Source organism: Roseibium hamelinense (assembly GCF_007830545.1).
GTDB classification, from domain to species: domain Bacteria; phylum Pseudomonadota; class Alphaproteobacteria; order Rhizobiales; family Stappiaceae; genus Roseibium; species Roseibium hamelinense.
On the sequence record NZ_VLLF01000013.1, the window covers coordinates 23,611 to 38,980 of the forward strand.

General features: G+C 54.1%; 15 protein-coding genes. 9 read left to right on the top strand and 6 right to left on the bottom strand.

Going from position 1 to position 15,370, the window contains the following annotated elements:
- Window positions 1-92 precede the first annotated feature (92 nt).
- Genes JM93_RS20650 through JM93_RS20665 form a run of 4 tightly spaced genes read left to right on the top strand, consistent with a single transcriptional unit; the run spans window position 93 to window position 4,328 of the window.
- Window positions 93-1,115 (top strand): glycosyltransferase family 2 protein, encoded by a 1,023-nt coding sequence (locus tag JM93_RS20650; RefSeq protein ID WP_145347423.1) that lies wholly within the window; start codon window positions 93-95, stop codon window positions 1,113-1,115.
- Window positions 1,115-1,564 (top strand): GtrA family protein, encoded by a 450-nt coding sequence (locus tag JM93_RS20655; RefSeq protein WP_145347425.1) that lies wholly within the window; start codon window positions 1,115-1,117, stop codon window positions 1,562-1,564. Before JM93_RS20650 ends, JM93_RS20655 begins: the two co-directional genes overlap by 1 nt.
- Window positions 1,557-3,074: a glycosyltransferase family 39 protein gene (locus tag JM93_RS20660; RefSeq protein ID WP_145347427.1), complete on the top strand. Its 1,518-nt coding sequence runs from the start codon at window positions 1,557-1,559 to the stop codon at window positions 3,072-3,074. The genes JM93_RS20655 and JM93_RS20660 overlap by 8 nt, the downstream gene beginning before the upstream one ends.
- A gap of 60 nt (window positions 3,075-3,134) precedes the next feature.
- Complete coding sequence (locus tag JM93_RS20665; RefSeq protein ID WP_208995372.1) at window positions 3,135-4,328, top strand: adenylate/guanylate cyclase domain-containing protein; 1,194 nt, start codon at window positions 3,135-3,137, stop codon at window positions 4,326-4,328.
- Window positions 4,329-4,348: 20 nt separating this feature from the next.
- On the opposite strand, the gene JM93_RS20670 is transcribed toward JM93_RS20665, so the two are convergent.
- Window positions 4,349-4,945 carry a L,D-transpeptidase gene (locus JM93_RS20670; protein ID WP_145347431.1) on the bottom strand — a complete coding sequence of 199 codons (597 nt, stop codon included), beginning with the start codon at window positions 4,943-4,945 and terminating at the stop codon, window positions 4,349-4,351.
- Window positions 4,946-5,121: 176 nt separating this feature from the next.
- Between JM93_RS20670 and JM93_RS20675 the strand changes: the two genes are divergently transcribed.
- The gene (locus JM93_RS20675) at window positions 5,122-5,922 is read left to right on the top strand and encodes an alpha/beta fold hydrolase (protein WP_145347433.1); all 801 of its coding nucleotides are present in this window, start codon (window positions 5,122-5,124) and stop codon (window positions 5,920-5,922) included.
- Between the two features lie 9 nt (window positions 5,923-5,931).
- Here JM93_RS20675 and JM93_RS20680 read toward each other — a convergent pair whose 3' ends face one another.
- Window positions 5,932-7,116, bottom strand: coding sequence for an NAD(P)/FAD-dependent oxidoreductase (locus JM93_RS20680; RefSeq protein ID WP_145347435.1), 1,185 nt, complete (start codon window positions 7,114-7,116; stop codon window positions 5,932-5,934).
- A 132-nt stretch (window positions 7,117-7,248) separates the two neighbouring features.
- Entirely contained in the window at window positions 7,249-9,255 is a 2,007-nt protein-coding gene (locus tag JM93_RS20685; protein WP_145347437.1) for a methyl-accepting chemotaxis protein, read from the bottom strand.
- Window positions 9,256-9,455: 200 nt separating this feature from the next.
- Here JM93_RS20685 and JM93_RS20690 point away from each other — a divergent pair, with 200 nt between their 5' ends.
- A complete protein-coding gene (locus tag JM93_RS20690) occupies window positions 9,456-10,283 on the top strand; it encodes a DMT family transporter (RefSeq protein ID WP_145347529.1) in 828 nt (275 codons plus the stop codon).
- Window positions 10,284-10,288: 5 nt separating this feature from the next.
- On the opposite strand, the gene JM93_RS20695 is transcribed toward JM93_RS20690, so the two are convergent.
- Window positions 10,289-11,155: a YihY/virulence factor BrkB family protein gene (locus JM93_RS20695; protein WP_145347439.1), complete on the bottom strand. Its 867-nt coding sequence runs from the start codon at window positions 11,153-11,155 to the stop codon at window positions 10,289-10,291.
- A gap of 178 nt (window positions 11,156-11,333) precedes the next feature.
- On the opposite strand from JM93_RS20695, the gene JM93_RS20700 reads away from it, so the two are divergent.
- A complete protein-coding gene (locus JM93_RS20700) occupies window positions 11,334-13,022 on the top strand; it encodes an acyl-CoA dehydrogenase family protein (RefSeq protein WP_145347441.1) in 1,689 nt (562 codons plus the stop codon).
- 51 nt (window positions 13,023-13,073) lie between these two features.
- Here the strand turns inward: JM93_RS20700 and JM93_RS20705 are convergent, their stop codons facing one another.
- Window positions 13,074-13,511: a DUF4399 domain-containing protein gene (locus JM93_RS20705; RefSeq protein WP_145347443.1), complete on the bottom strand. Its 438-nt coding sequence runs from the start codon at window positions 13,509-13,511 to the stop codon at window positions 13,074-13,076.
- 166 nt (window positions 13,512-13,677) lie between these two features.
- Between JM93_RS20705 and JM93_RS20710 the strand changes: the two genes are divergently transcribed.
- Window positions 13,678-14,055, top strand: a complete 378-nt coding sequence (locus tag JM93_RS20710) for a YkvA family protein (protein ID WP_145347445.1) — start codon at window positions 13,678-13,680, stop codon at window positions 14,053-14,055.
- An 8-nt stretch (window positions 14,056-14,063) separates the two neighbouring features.
- On the opposite strand, the gene JM93_RS20715 is transcribed toward JM93_RS20710, so the two are convergent.
- Window positions 14,064-14,372, bottom strand: coding sequence for a hypothetical protein (locus tag JM93_RS20715; protein WP_145347447.1), 309 nt, complete (start codon window positions 14,370-14,372; stop codon window positions 14,064-14,066).
- 403 nt (window positions 14,373-14,775) lie between these two features.
- Here JM93_RS20715 and infC point away from each other — a divergent pair, with 403 nt between their 5' ends.
- Window positions 14,776-15,315: a translation initiation factor IF-3 gene (gene infC, locus JM93_RS20720; protein ID WP_145347449.1), complete on the top strand. Its 540-nt coding sequence runs from the start codon at window positions 14,776-14,778 to the stop codon at window positions 15,313-15,315.
- The last annotated feature ends 55 nt before the right edge of the window (window positions 15,316-15,370 follow it).

Sequence of the window (15,370 nt, forward strand, 5' to 3'; positions counted from 1 at the left end):
AAACGCGATCGAAAAGGCCAGCCTTAGGGCTGGTCTTTTTTTTGAATATCCGGCAGTTTGCCGCCCAACTGTTTGACCGTCGGCACAAAAGCATGAGCACCAGCACACAAAGCAAAGTCTATCTAACGCGCCGAGCTGAAATCCGCTGCGCAAAGCCTTTGCTGAGCATTGTGGTGCCGGTCTTCAACGAAGCCGACGTTATCGGAATCTTCATCGAGGAAACTCAAAAGGTTTTAGCAGATCTTGAGCTTGCCTACGAATATGTCTTCGTCGATGACGGCAGCCTGGATACCACGGCGGATATTCTCGAAGAAAAGATCAGGGACGGCCTTCCCGCCCGTTTGCTTGGACTGTCCAGAAATTTCGGCAAAGAGGCAGCGCTTTCCGCAGGCCTCGAACACGCTCACGGCGACATTGTTGTCATCATTGACGTGGACCTTCAGGATCCGCCGGAACTCATCCCGCAAATGGTCGATGGCTGGCGGGCAGGCTATGACGTTGTCTACGGCCTGCGGGTCGACCGTTCCTCAGATACGCTGATGAAACGGTCAACCGCTGGCATGTTCTACCGATTGTTCAACCAGCTGGCGAATATCGAAATGCCGCCAAATGCCGGAGACTTCCGCCTCATTGACCGGTCCGTGGTGAATGCACTTTTGAAGCTTCCGGAACGAAACCGGTTTATGAAAGGGCTATTCGCCTGGGTCGGCTTTCCGTCGATGGCCTTGCCTTACGAGCGCCCTGCTCGCCGGGCAGGCGAGGGAAAATGGAATTACTGGAAGCTCTGGAATTTCGCCATTGATGGTTTGACCGGCTTCACAACGATGCCACTGAGAATATGGTTTTACGGCGGTGCCATAATAGCAGGCGCGGCGTTTGCCTACGCACTTTATTTGACCATTCGTGTGTTTTTCACAGGTGTCGATGTTCCCGGGTACACGTCTTTGATGGTGGCCCTGTTGTTCTTTTCCGGCATCCAGTTGCTTTCCATTGGAATGATTGGTGAGTATGTGTCCCGGCTGTTCAATGAATCGAAACAGCGACCGGTTTATCTTCTTCAAGATGTGATTGAAGGCCCAAATTCCTTACCAAATCGGGCGAACAAGGAAACATGATGTCCAACTCCGATCGGCTGCCCCTGGTGAAACAGCGCATTAAAACCGAGGTAGGGGCCGCCAGCCGATTTGCGATTGTGGGCGCGACAGCTACCGGTGTACACGCGGCGACTGCGGTTGGCCTTCTCGAATTCGGAATCCTCAGTGCATTCCCGGCAAATATTGTCGGCTTCATGATCGCATTTTGTGTGTCATTCACCGGACACCATTTCTGGAGTTTTGGCGCATCCAGACACGATGCAGCAGTCAGCCGCCGCATGCGGCGGTTTTTTACGCTTGCCGCCAGCGGTTTTGCCCTAAATTCGACCGCTCTGGCTGCTTGGTTACAACTGACACCGTGGCCAGACGCGCTCGGAATTCTGTTTTCGATCGCAGTCGTGCCAGGCCTTACCTTTCTTGGCTCTCGCTTATGGGCTTTCTCCGGACACTCACAAGACAAAGATGTTTAAACGGCTGAGCGCACGAAATGCCGCGCTGTTGTATGGGACAGTCACCTGCTTGCTATGGGCTTTGGTTCCGACACTCCTTTTTCCCAATCCGCCTCTGGATGTCGTCGAAGGCTTCGCCTGGGGCCGGGAACTTGCGCTTGGCTATACCAAGCACCCGCCCATGCAAGCCTGGCTGCTCGAAGCAACCTACCGGCTTACTGGCGGCCATGTTTTCGGCGGATACTGGCTCAGCGCCGCCTGCGTTGGTCTAAGCTACATCGCCATTTGGAAGCTTGCCCGCCGTCTGCGCATATCTCCGGCCGGTGCTCTCTGGTCAATACTCCTCACGAGTATCACCTTTTACTTCACTCAGCCGCTGCCGGAGTTCAATCCGAACATTCTCCAAATCCCTGTTTGGGCCTGGATGATCCTGTTGTTCCACCAGGCGCTCGCCAATGGCAAAAAGACGGACTGGCTGCTCCTTGGCGCCGTGGCAGCATTCGGCCTCTATACAAAGTATTTCGTTGCCTTGCTGGTCGGCGCGATCGGTCTTTATGTGCTCGTCTTCCCACGCGCGCGGCGGTGCCTTTTAACTGCGGGTCCGTGGCTTGCCGCGCTCACCTGCGTGATTTTGCTCATCCCGCATATTTGGTGGCTTTTTCAAACTGATTTCCTGACCCTTCAATATGCTGCAAGCCGCAGCAAGACAGCCGTGGGTATTTTGGACCACATCCTAAACCCGTTGTCCTTCTTCGGCGCACAGCTCGGCAACCATGCGGCACTGATCCTCGCAGTTCTGGTAGGGCTGGGTGTGGCTGGGCTGAAGCACAGGAATGACCCTGCGACGCCTGCACTTCCAAAGGATTTGCAGAGCAAGGTTTTTGTCCTGTGGTTTGCCTTCTTGCCTCTTTCAGTGCTTCTGCTCGCCGGTTTGAGTACCGGTAACGAGTTTGAGCATATGTGGGGCACGCCCATGTTTGTTCTTTCCGGCCTGGCAGCCGTTTATCTGCTGGATCTCCCAAAACGCTTCCGGCACCAAAAAGCGGCTTTGTCACTCGTTGTTCTCGTGCAAGCGACTTTTATTGTCTTAGCCATAGGACAGGCCACGCTGGAGCCGCGGTGGAAAGCAAAACAAACGCGCATGCACTATCCCGGAGAGGCCGTCGCTCTTGCGCTCTCACAGGCATGGAAAAACGAAATGGGTTCCGAATTGCGTTACATTGCGGGAGACATGTGGTCGGCGGCCAATGTAACGATCCATGCGCCTGAGCGGCCATCCATGTTCTATCTTCATGATGTCGAACTGAGCCCCTGGATCAATCTGTCGGATGTGCAGAATAAAGGGCTGATGATTGTCTGGCGGGGAACAAATGACCAGCCGCTCGCCGAATTACTGAGGTTTTATCCAAACGCCAGACGCCAGAGCAGCATTGACATCGATTATGCTGGCAATGGCATCATTCCGCCGGTCACAGTCAATTGGCTTATTATCCCGCCTGGATCTGTTGCAGTAGAACCGATGGCAAACTGAATGCCCGACAAAGACATAGTACCGCCAACCATTTCCACCTAATTTAGCCTTATGGTGGACATGCAAAAAATAGACGACGTCGAAGAATGGATGATCGGTCAGGCGCTGGCCTCACAGCCGGTCCCTGATATGTTTGGCGAAATGTGCGAACGTTTGCGCGCCTGCGGCATACCCGTTGAGCGCTCCTTGATGGCTTGGGCAACCCTTCACCCTCTAGTTGAGGCTGAAGTCGCATACTGGACAGCCTCGGAAGGTGTCAGATTCGAGCAATTTCACCACGACGAAAACGATACCGAAGAGTGGCTGAACAGTCCTCTTCGCATGGTCATCGTCAACCGGGAAACCATGTTCAGGAGCCGACTCGATCAAGGCAATTCGGAGCATGACTTTCCGTTGTGCAAGCAGCTAGCTGAGGAAGGATTTACCGACTATCTCATATTGGCGACAGCCTTCCGCATGCCCGCAATGGACGATCAGAGAGCCTACACCGGGATCGTTGTAAGCTGGTCAACCCGCCAGAAGGGCGGATTCACAGACGCGCAACTCAAAGCCATCAACTACATTCAAAAAAGACTGGCCTTGGCCGCACGAGGCAATGTCGAAGAACAGATCGCCAGAACGATTGCCGAAACCTACCTGGGAAAATGGGCTGGAAATCGTGTTCTGAGCGGTCAAATCCAGCACGGTGACGGCGAACGGATTCGGGCCGTCATTTTTTACTGCGATATGCGCCGATCCACCCAGATCGCAGATGTCCTTGGTCCTGAAAAATATCTCGCCTGGCTGAATGATTTCTTTCGGGCAACGGCAACTCCTGTCCTCAACCATGGTGGCGAGATACTGGATTTCATCGGCGACGCGGTGCTGGGCATTTTTCCCATCGACAGCGCAGGCTTTACAGTTGCCGTACACCGTGCGCTTAAAGCAACCGATGAGGTCCACAACAATATTCGTCGGGCAAACGATGCTCGTCCGGAGGGACCTGAACTCCGGGCAGGCATTGCATTATCAGTTGGAGAAGTCATGTTCGGTAATATCGGAGTGTCCGAGCGATTGACGTTTTCTGTCATTGGGCAAACCGTCCACGCTGCAGCCCGCCTTGAAAGCCTGACTAAAACCGTTGGGTCCGATATTCTTATCACGGAGGATGTCGCAACCCATGTTGGGAACCGCGCCAAGCCAGCAGGCGAGTTCCTGCTGTCTGGCTTTAAGACCGTCCAGCCAATTTTTGAACTGTTGCCGCCATCAGCTTAGGTTCATGCGCAGAACTGCGTTCAGCGGACCTTGACCGTCGTCCCGATTTTGACCTGCTGATACAAGTGTTCGACGTCTTCATTCCACATTCTGATGCAGCCAGACGAGACTGCGCGACCGATGCTCCAGTCTTCATTGGTCCCATGAATCCTGTAGAGCGTATTGCCCAGGTAAAGCGCACGGGCACCGAGCGGATTTTCAGGACCGCCCGGCATATAGGAGGGCAGTTTTCGGCCGTTCTTGCGTTCTCTGACGATCATCTCAGCCGGTGGCGTCCAGCCCGGCCACTTCTTTTTCTGGGTGATTTTTTCTGTTCCGCGCCAGGTAAAGCCTTCCTTGCCAACACCGATGCCGTAGCGGATCGCTGTTCCGTCATCCCGGACGAAGTACAGCCAACGTTTCTTCGTATCGATCACGATCGTGCCCGGTTCTCCTGCGCCCCGGTAGTTGACGATTTTTCGCTTGTACTTCTTGCGGGCGATCTTGCTCGCCGCTTCCGGTGTGAGCCTGTAGGTTACCCACTTTTTCGTATTTGGATCGAAAAAGCCGGACTGAGCCACGACAGGTGACGTGCTTAAGACGCCCAACCCAAGCAGCAAGACCAAAAATAACCGCATCAACGTCACCCCCACTTTGGTCCGAAAGGAGCCACAAGGGCGAATCGGAACCTTGACAGAGCTAACACAGTGGCCGTTTTGGCTCCATAACGTTTTGCCGGACGTCTGATGACACTGGACTTTCCAATCCGGACTGGTATGCCCTTTTGGCGAATGTTTTAAATTCAGGACTGAGAATGACCAACCTACGCCCTTCATCGCCCAAGCATTTGCCCTTTAGCGCTCAGGAAGGCCCGGCAGGCGGCAATGCAGGCGTTATTGTGTTTTTGCATGGGTTTGGCGGCGACCGCCAAACTTGGGTTAATCTGCAGACTGCACTCGCCTCTAAGGTTCAATCGTTGGCCTTCGACCTTCCAGGGCATGGCGAAGCGCTTGACTGGCCTGTCGTTGGTAACGCTGGCATTGCCGCAAAAGCGGTTCTTCAGTCCATAGAGGCGATGGGGCTCTCCAAAGTAAACCTTGTCGGACACTCGATGGGGGGCGCGGTTGCGGCGCTGATTGCACTAAGAGCGCCCGAAAAGGTCGGCAGTCTGACGCTTCTTGCTCCGGGTGGGTTCGGACCCGAAATCAACCAAAAGCTGTTGCGGCGTTATGCGGCTGCCACTGACCCTTCGGAAATGGAAATGCTTCTAGAGCAGTTTTTCGGCTGGGAGTTCAAGTTGCCAAAGTTTCTTGCAAAGACTACCGCCGAAGCCCGTTCCAGACCGGGCGCTGTTGCGACGCTTGAAGCGATTGCAGAAGAGATTATCGATGGCGACGTCCAAAAAACGCTGCCGCGGAAGGAGCTTGCTGAATTGCCACTTCCAGTCAAAGTGATTTGGGGAACCCAGGACCGCGTTCTGCCAACTAGGCAGGCCCACAAATTGCCTGGTGTAGTTGCCACGCATATATTCGAACGCGTTGGACACATGCCACACCTCGAAATCCCGCAGGAAGTTACGCGGCTTATCCGGCAGAATATCGGGCTCCCCAGCTAGGTCATTGGCTCAAGCTTCCGGAAGCAGCCCCTCTCGCCATGGCTCGCCAATAACACGGCGTGCCATCATGTGCGAACGCGGCGCATTGATGCTGTCAACCGCGACGAGAATACCGGCTTTCAGATAGGCCACATAAAACTTGTCATCGGCCGGTTCGCCGACGAGTACGGTATCATCATAGCCATCTGACAACCCTGCGATCTGCAGTTTTACGTGATACTGGTCCGACCAGAACCACGGGAGAGGATCGTAATCGACGTCTTCTCCAAGGATAGCTTGGGCGACCGCTTTGGATTGATCGATCGCGTTTTGAACGCTTTCCATACGAACCGAGCGGCGGTACCGGTTTGAGTAAAAACGAGTGCAGTCGCCAGCCGCGTAAATTGCCTCGTCACTCGTCAGTCCCGCGCCATCGACAATGATGCCACTGTCGGTCTCAAGGCCAGCCTCTGCGGCCAAATGGTCATTCGGAACCGCACCAACCGCAATCAACACGAGATCGGCGGGCAGGCTTTCTCCAGTGGATAATCTTACGGCCTCCACCGAGTTGGTGCCCTCAATCGCATCAACTCCGGTTTCCAAACGAAACGCCACACCTTTTTTGCTGTGAAGGTCGGTGTAAAAGCTTGAGATGACAGGAGAGACCACCCGCTTCATCGGCCTGTCTTGAGCTTCGACAACAGTGACGGATTTGCCAAGCTCTTTGGCGACCGCCGCAACTTCAAGCCCAATATAGCCGCCACCTATTATGACGATGTTGGCATGTGTTTCGAATTGAGCGCGGATGTGTTCCACATCTCCAATGCCGCGGAGTGTCACCACACCCGGCAGATCGTGTCCAGGGATGGAAATGCGCCGCGCCTGCGTACCCGTCGCAATAACCAGCTTTCCGTATCCAAGTGTATCGCCATTTTCAAGCGCAAGTCGTTGCTTGTCCCGGTCAATAGCGGCTACTCGGGTGTTCGGAATGAGGTCAATGTTCTGAGTGGAATAAAAAGCCGGCGGTCGAAGCCACAAATTCTCATGACCGATTTCGCCGGATAGGAACTTCTTAGACAGGGGCGGGCGCTGGTATGGCGGGTGCGGTTCTTCGCCAATCAAACGAATTATGCCTGTGTGTCCACCTTGGCGAAGCGACTGCACCACTTGTGCGCCTGCCTGCCCTGCGCCGATCACAACTACGCTATCCTGCATTTTTCGGTCGCCTCACCCAATCTAATTTTTCCGGATTGGCCTATCACGTCTTTGCGGCGCCGACCAGCCAAGCAAAACGCCGCAGCTGTGCCCATACTGCGGCGTTTCGAAAAGGATTGATATATTTGCGTTTTAGGCTGCGCGCACACCTTCAAGGAAGTTCGAAATCTCGTCGCGCAGCAACACACCCTGCTCTGCCAAGGATTTCGCAAGACGCTCAACCTCAACCCCGGTCGAGCGGGCATGTTCGGCGGCCGATCCGACGGCAGACATCCGTTCTGCTCCCTCTTCCGATCGTTCCGATGCATGACTGACATTTTCGGAGATTGAGCTGACAGCCGAGTCTTGCTGTTCCACGGCTTCAGCCACAGCAGAAGCCAGGCTTTCCATTTCCGAGATGATGCTGCTGACCTGTTCGATGGCCTGAACAGCGTTCTCCGATGACCCCTGGATGGCCTCAACCTGCGCTGCAATGTCTTCGGTCGCCTTTGATGTCTGTTCAGCGAGCTGCTTGACCTCAGCAGCAACGACAGCGAAGCCTTTTCCGGCTTCACCGGCCCGTGCAGCCTCGATCGTCGCGTTCAAAGCCAGCAAATTGGTCTGGTTGGCAATGTCACGGATCAGCCCCATCACTTCGCCGATCCGATCAGCCGCATTGGAAAGCTCCTGCATGGTTTCAAATGTACCGCTGGCGCTGGCGACGGCCTTTTGAGCGACTTCCGTCGATTTGCTCGCCTGTCCCGATATTTCGGTGATGGAGGCCGCAAGTACCTCCGTGGCATTTGCGGCTGTGGACACGTTTTCCGTGGCAACGCGCACCGCATTGCCTGCCTGGTCCGCTTGAGCGCTCACATCATCGGACGCCGTTTCCATAGCTTTAGACGTCTGAACCAGTTCGTCCGTTGAATGATCCAAACTTCCCAGAGCTGAAGACACTGTCGCCTCAAACCCTGAAATGATCTCCTCAAGGCGCGCGACACGTCGATCGCGTTCTTCGTTTTCGTGCTCCTGGGCAGAGGCAAGTTCGGCCCGCTCGATCGCGTTGTCCCTAAAGACATTCACGGTCCGGACCATGCGCGAGATTTCATCCTTGCCATTTGCCACCGGCAGATCGACATCGGTTTGACCGCTAGCAAGAGCCTCCATCGCCATCTGCAATCGGCCAAGAGGGCCTGCAATGGATTGACCGATAAGGATGGCGAGGCCCGTCAACCCGATGAGCAATCCGAGCACCACCGCACCTATAACAATCGAGGACAGATCGCGGGCCGTGGCCAAGTCAGCAGAAGCAGCCTGCTCGGCAGCCCGCGCCGCGTCGTTTAGTGCGGCAATGTGTGGAGGAACAAGATCAAAGAGATTTTCCAAAAGCTCCACATGCTTCATTCGGTCGGCCATCAAAGCTGTATAGCTGTCGAAGGCCTCCCTGTAGGTGGCCATATTTGTGGAGATCTCTTCCTTGATTTCATTCGGAATATACGCTTTTTCCAAAAGCCGTTCGAACCGTCCGAACGCGACTTCAAAATTACCTAGCGAAATATCGGTCTGATCCAGGGTGTATTCTTTTTCGGATAATTGAACTTCCAAGATCGCCCGGGCCAGCTTTTCAAAATCCGGACCGCCTCCGAAATTCATTTCCTTTTTGAGTCTGGCTTTAACTGCGCCAGCGGTCTCGCCCAAGATCCCCCTCAGTCCTGATTCTGAGTCGTAGCCAATTTCCTGCTGAACACTGTTCAGCATTTCGAATGCACCGCTCGTACCCTCTAAAGTATCCCGGACGTCGGCGATTTGAGCACTCAGCGCCTGAGCAACCGGCTGGTCGGCGATCTGATCAATAACAACCTTCGAAGTGCTCAGTGCCTTATTGAACTGCTTATGCGCATTTTCGCTTGGAATGGCTAGATAACCCTTTTCAATATAGCGCATCTCTCCCGCGCTCTGAGACAAGTCACTGACTTCGCGTGAAAGGCCAGCACTTTGGTCAAGTTGAGAGAATGCAGTTTCAATCGCGGTCTGGCTCCACCAGAAAACGCCGCCAATTGTGAGCAATCCAACCGCCGTTATGATAGTGAGCGAAAGGATGCGAACTTTGACTGATAATGCGCCGCCAATCCGACGCAGCGATTGAAGTTTGATTCCCATGGGTCTAACCAACCGATGCTGTCCACCAAATTCTCAGGAGTGTGCGCCCGAGTGGTTAAAGAAACCCTCAATTTTTAGACAACTTGGGATTTAGACACCATGGCGGTAATAACATTGATCGAGTTGACGATAATTAGATCGTTCTAAGAAAGCTTCCCTTGCGAATTTCCGTTACAAAACTGGCCCCCGTACTATTCGTTTTGCTCTGGTCAACTGGATTTATCGGATCCAAGTTGGGCGCCCCGTATGCGGATCCAATGGTTTTCCTGTCGATTCGATTTGCATTGGTTCTGCCCTTGCTCGGCGTGATCACGCTAGCCTACGGAGCAACCTGGCCTACATCCAAAACGCAGATCCTCCACTGCATCATGACAGGCATCCTTGTCCACGGGGTGTATCTCGGCGGCATTTTCTGGGCCATTGACCAAGGCATGCCTGCGGGCGCAAGTGCCATTGTTGTAGGGCTACAGCCTGTTCTAAGTGCTCTGACAGCCGCTGCCCTTCTTAAGGAAGACATCAGACCAAAGCACTGGGCCGGCATGGCTTTAGGAACTGTCGGTCTTGTTGCAGTTCTCGGACCGAAGATCGGCGTTTTGGGGTCGGGCATCAATCCGTGGACCTTGGCCGCAGCATTGACTGCGGTGTGCGCCATCAGTCTTGGCACGGTCTACCAAAAGCGCTTTGTCCCCGGCACCGACCTACTCGCGGCAACTTTTTGGCAGTATGTCGGAGCTCTGCTCGTTTCACTGCCCTTGTCCGGATTTGAGAGCTGGAGCATCGATTGGTCCGGTCAGTTCATATTTGCTTTGGCCTGGCTGGTGTTTGTCCTGTCTATCGGCGCAATCCTTTTGCTGATGGTGCTTATCCGCAAAGGTGCAGTGTCCCAGGTCGCCTCCCTATTTTACCTCGTGCCCGTGGCAACCGCGATCGAAAGTTATTTTCTGTTCGGTGAGATACTGAGCGTCATTCAGATAGTCGGAATGCTGCTGGTTGTTCTCTCGGTCCTCCTCATCCGCCGACGCGCCTGACTGCGTTACGCAGCCCGCTTTGCCTGTTTGCGCATCGCCCGGACCCTGTAGAGAGCCGCATTCAATTCACCGCCAAGGATAAAAGCAGCCGAACAAATGTACAAAAACACGATGGCGCTCATGATCCCCGCGAGCCCGCCATAGGTCGTTACATAATTCGCAAAGCTCGCCAGATAGGCACCGAAGCTGGCGCCGGCGATCATCCAGAGCACCATCGTTGCCGCAACCCCGGGCAAGAGATCTACTATCCTGCGATGCCCGGCGGGCAGCAGCCAGTGAGTGGCAACAAGGCCAAGCAAAAGTAGCGAACCCGCGACGCCGAAGCGAATGATATCGATCGACAGCAAAAACTCTTCAAGGCCGGGAAGATAGACTTTGAGTGCGGCCAATCCCAATGGCGCCAAAACCACCAGAAACGTGTAGGCGATCAAAATAATCGCCCCAAGAACGACCAACCCGAGCGATTGAAGACGCAGGTAAATGAGTGAGCGTGTTTCGCGTTGGCGGTATGCCCGGTTCAACGCGGTGCGCAGGGCTTCGACGCCGTTGGATGCAAACCAGATCGCAGCCACGACACCGAAGGTGATCAGATCAGGCCTTCGCTGCGTAAGCACTCTGTTAATCTCGCCGGAAAGCGGCTCGGCGACGCGCTGTGGCCACGCCTCGAACACGATCTTCGAAACGCTGTCGGCCGCGCCATCCAGCCCGAAAAATCCGGCGAGCGCAGCGATAAAGATGAGGAGCGGAAAGACCGCCAGCAAAGCGGACAAAGCCACATGGCTGGCCATTGCAAAGCCGTCATCTCTGCCGAAATGGCCGAGCGCATCCTTAAGGACTTGATATGTTGCGACAATTAATCCTTGGTGAGTCATGTAGCGATGTGATCCCGACAAGGCACAAAGGTCAAGTGCGCCGATACGCGGTGCAATTGCTGCGACCTATTCTCCCAAAGGCCTACAAATAACCGCTCGACAAACCCGCTGCTGCAACGCAACATAGTAAAAAAAATTGTCGCTAATATGCGAAAGAAATGAACACGGAGAGCCACACATGCCAACAGCCGCTGTGCCGATTGAAACCCCAGAACGCCCATTGCTTGACCTGACTCAGAGCGCTGTTGCGACAGTGGATGCACTGCTGGACACGGCCGCAGCGAAAGTCCGTGCGCAGGTCGTCGATGGTGACCGCATTTCCTCTTCAGCAATGGAGCGCGAACAGCGCGCCACGCATGGATTGGCATGGCTGGCAACCTATGTCGAGGCACTACGCCAGCTCGATGCCTACGGCAAGCGCCTGTCAGATCAAGGCGCGTTCGGCGAACTTGAAGAGTGCATGGTTTCCCTCGGGTTTTCGGAGTATCTGTCACAAGTCTTTGGCGGAATACCGATGAACCAGACCGAGTTCATACGGCTTACAGACCTTTACCTCGATGAGCCGACCATCGCAGGGTTCCGGACCCAGGACATTGAGAGCTTGATCTCATCCGGAAACACGACTTCCGTTCGCAGTAAGATAACCAACCTTGTCCGCCATCAAGCCGGCCAATCAACATTTGGCAATCCAGGGCTTGACGACACCATGGAACAGATCCGCAATGAAATGCGCCGGTTCGCTGAAGACAACGTTGCGCCTCATGCGCACGAATGGCATTTGAAAAATGAGTACATCCCGCTGGATGTGGTGTCCCAAATGGCTGAACTCGGCGTTTTCGGGCTAACGATACCCGAGGAATACGGCGGGCTTGGGCTCGGCAAGGAAGCCATGTGTGTCGTATCGGAAGAACTGTCACGCGCCTATATTGGCGTAGGGTCACTCGGTACGCGGTCGGAAATTGCAGCCGAGCTAATCCTGTGCGGAGGCACGGAAGAACAAAAGCAAAAATGGCTGCCGAAAATCGCCTCTGCTGAAATCCTTCCAACCGCCGTGTTCACCGAACCAAATACCGGTTCAGACTTGGCATCTCTCAAAACGCGGGCAATCAAGAAAGACGGCATATGGAAGATTTCAGGCAATAAAACCTGGATTACCCACCCGGTTCGTGCAGACGTCATGACTCTGCTCGCTCGGACAAACCCAGATGAGCCTGGCTACAAGGGTTTGTCGATGTTCCTGGCCGAGAAACCACGCGGAAGCGACGAAGACCCATTTCCGGCAACGGGAATGAGCGGCGGTGAAATCGAGGTGCTCGGTTATCGCGGAATGAAGGAATACGAGATTGCCTTTGATGACTTCGAGGTCGCCGAAGACAACCTTTTGGGCGGCGTAGAAGGCGAAGGCTTCAAACAACTGATGCAGACCTTTGAAGGCGCCCGCATCCAAACTGCAGCGCGGGCTATTGGTGTTGCCCAGTCTGCCGTTGATCTTGGTCTGCGTTATGCCGAGGATCGCATTCAGTTCGGCAAGGCGCTCATTGAGTTCCCCAGAGTCTCGGACAAGCTCGCTTTGATGGCGACCGAAGTCATGATTGCACGTCAGCTGACATATTTTTCGGCCTGGGAAAAAGATTCCGGCCGCCGATGTGACCTTGAGGCTGGAATGGCAAAACTGTTGGGTGCACGAGTTGCATGGGCCGCAGCTGATAACGCTTTGCAAATTCACGGCGGAAACGGGTTTGCACTTGAATATGCAATTTCTCGCGTTCTTTGCGACGCGCGCATCCTCAATATTTTCGAAGGTGCGGCCGAGATCCAAGCACAGGTCATCGCACGCCGGATCCTCGAGACACGGGCTGGTACCTGATCGGAGCAATCGGTGCAGGAAGAGGCGGCTGTTCCTGCACCGGGTTTCTGACTACTCGACCGTAATCGTGATCGGATTAGAAATCACTGGCGGGTTGTGTGGAATATGAGACCAATCGCCTAATACAAGTTGAAGAGTATATTCCCCTGGGGCCAACTCTATAGACGCTTCCGTTTGACCGCCTCCATAGTGGATGTGAGCATCATCGGCTGGAATTACATCATTCACCTCATCTTCAGACAATGTGTCATTGATAAAGAGGTGGTGATGGCCAGTGTCAGCTTTGTCATCTACGCCAGCAGGTGCAATCCCCATACCCGACAATCCGAATTGAAGGAATAGAGGACTCGTGACGCGCGCTCCGTCTTCAACATTGATGATGTAAGCTTTTGCTCCGTCCGGTGACGGTGTTTCACCAGCCCAGGCGCTGAATGTAACCGGCAATAGCAACGCGGAAGAAAGGGCCATTACTTTCGGGATCTTGTACATCTTACATCCTGATACTGCTCATTGTTGCTATGCATTCGAATTGAAACTGACATAAACATCAGCCGATAGAAAGTGACATCGGTCACGATCAAGCCGAATTGAGCTCAGTTGAATTTATGCGGGTCGATCACTACATCATCAGTATCCGACTACGGAGATCGACTGCGTGAAAAATACATTTGAAGATCTCGGATTTGACCCGGAAATACTTGGGCCAGAGGAAACCCAGAAGCAGACTGTACGCGAGCGGCTGCTCAAGACAGCGCGCAAAGCCGCACGCCAAATTCCGTTTATGGAGGACGTTGTGGCGGGCTATTATTGTGCTCTTGATCCGGCCACACCCTCGAAGGTGCGCGCCAGCCTCCTCGCTGCACTCGCGTATTTTGTATTGCCTGTGGACGTTGTTCCAGATTTCATTGTCGGCATTGGGTTTGGTGATGACGCCACGATCTTAATGGGGGTTATCGCTATGGTTCGCTCACATGTGCGCGATGAACACATCACCGCAGCAAAAGAAGCGCTTGCTGGGGATGACCTTGATTAGCCGCTAAGCTAGTTGCCTCGTTTGGCGGCAGCCCATGAACCTGACGTTCTCCCGGCAACTATCCAGTAAACGAAACCGCCGATAAAGCCGGAAGCAAGTGCCACTGTGGTTCCCGGTCGCAGGTTTGTCGCGTGATCCGCCGCCCCAACGTTCCAAACAACAAAGCCCAAAGCGCCGCCAGCGCCCACGAAATAGAACAGGCTACGCCATCTGAAAATCTCGGCAGCCGCGATCGCGATCAGAGCCGGAACAAAAACGGCAGCCCCGAGTATTGCAGACGATACGATCGCAGAGCCAATGGCCGCCGCAATCTGCATGGGCTCACCTTGCGAGTTTGCTGGCACCAAATATCCCCATGACAGAAATAGCGCGGCCGCAAAGACAGCGAAAATAAAAGCGAAACAATCCAAAATGATCTGGAGAACAAACCTGGTACCACTAATTTCGGGCTGTTTGGCCGTATCGGGAGGGCGCTCCATAAGGGAACCTTTGCTGGATGTCGACGCTATATCAATTGCTGCGTTGCAATGCGTTCGGGCTGGTTTCACGCCAGCTTGTCGGCTGGAAACCTATTGACTTTTCGGCCAATTCACGGGATTTTCCAAGTTGATTGTTCGGAAAGCGATCAAAAACAGCTCCGTCGTGCGCGTTCGGGGCTTAAAACGCGTAGGCCGAGCATCCACATAACAGAGAACAGAAACAATATAGGAGATCGCGACCATTCGCCGTCCGTTCCGCGCCCCGCCTCCAACCAAGGAAGGTCCGCGCACCAACCAAGAAATTCGCGTCCGCGAAGTCCAGTTGATCGACCACGAAGGTTCCAATCGCGGAGTCATCCCGACCGAAGAAGCTCTCGATATTGCGATGGAAGCTGGCTTGGATCTCGTTGAGATTCAACCGAATGCCCAGCCGCCGGTTTGTAAGATCCTGGACTACGGACGCTACAAGTATCAAGCGCAAAAGAAAGCTGCGGAAACCCGCAAAAAACAGAAAACCGTTGAGATCAAAGAGATCAAGATGCGGCCGAATATCGACACCCATGATTATGAGGTGAAGATGCGGAATATGCAGCGTTTCTTCAATGACGGCGACAAGGTCAAGGTGACCCTAAGGTTCCGCGGTCGCGAAATGGCACACCAGGACCTTGGAATGAAACTCCTCAATAAGGTTCGTGAGGAAACCGAAGAAATCGCTAAGGTTGAGTCTTCTCCGAAACTCGAAGGGCGCCAGATGGTTATGGTGCTTGCGCCACTCAAGTAGCACAGTGAGTTGACCACTGAACGAAAAAGCCCCGCATATGCGGGGCTTTTTTATT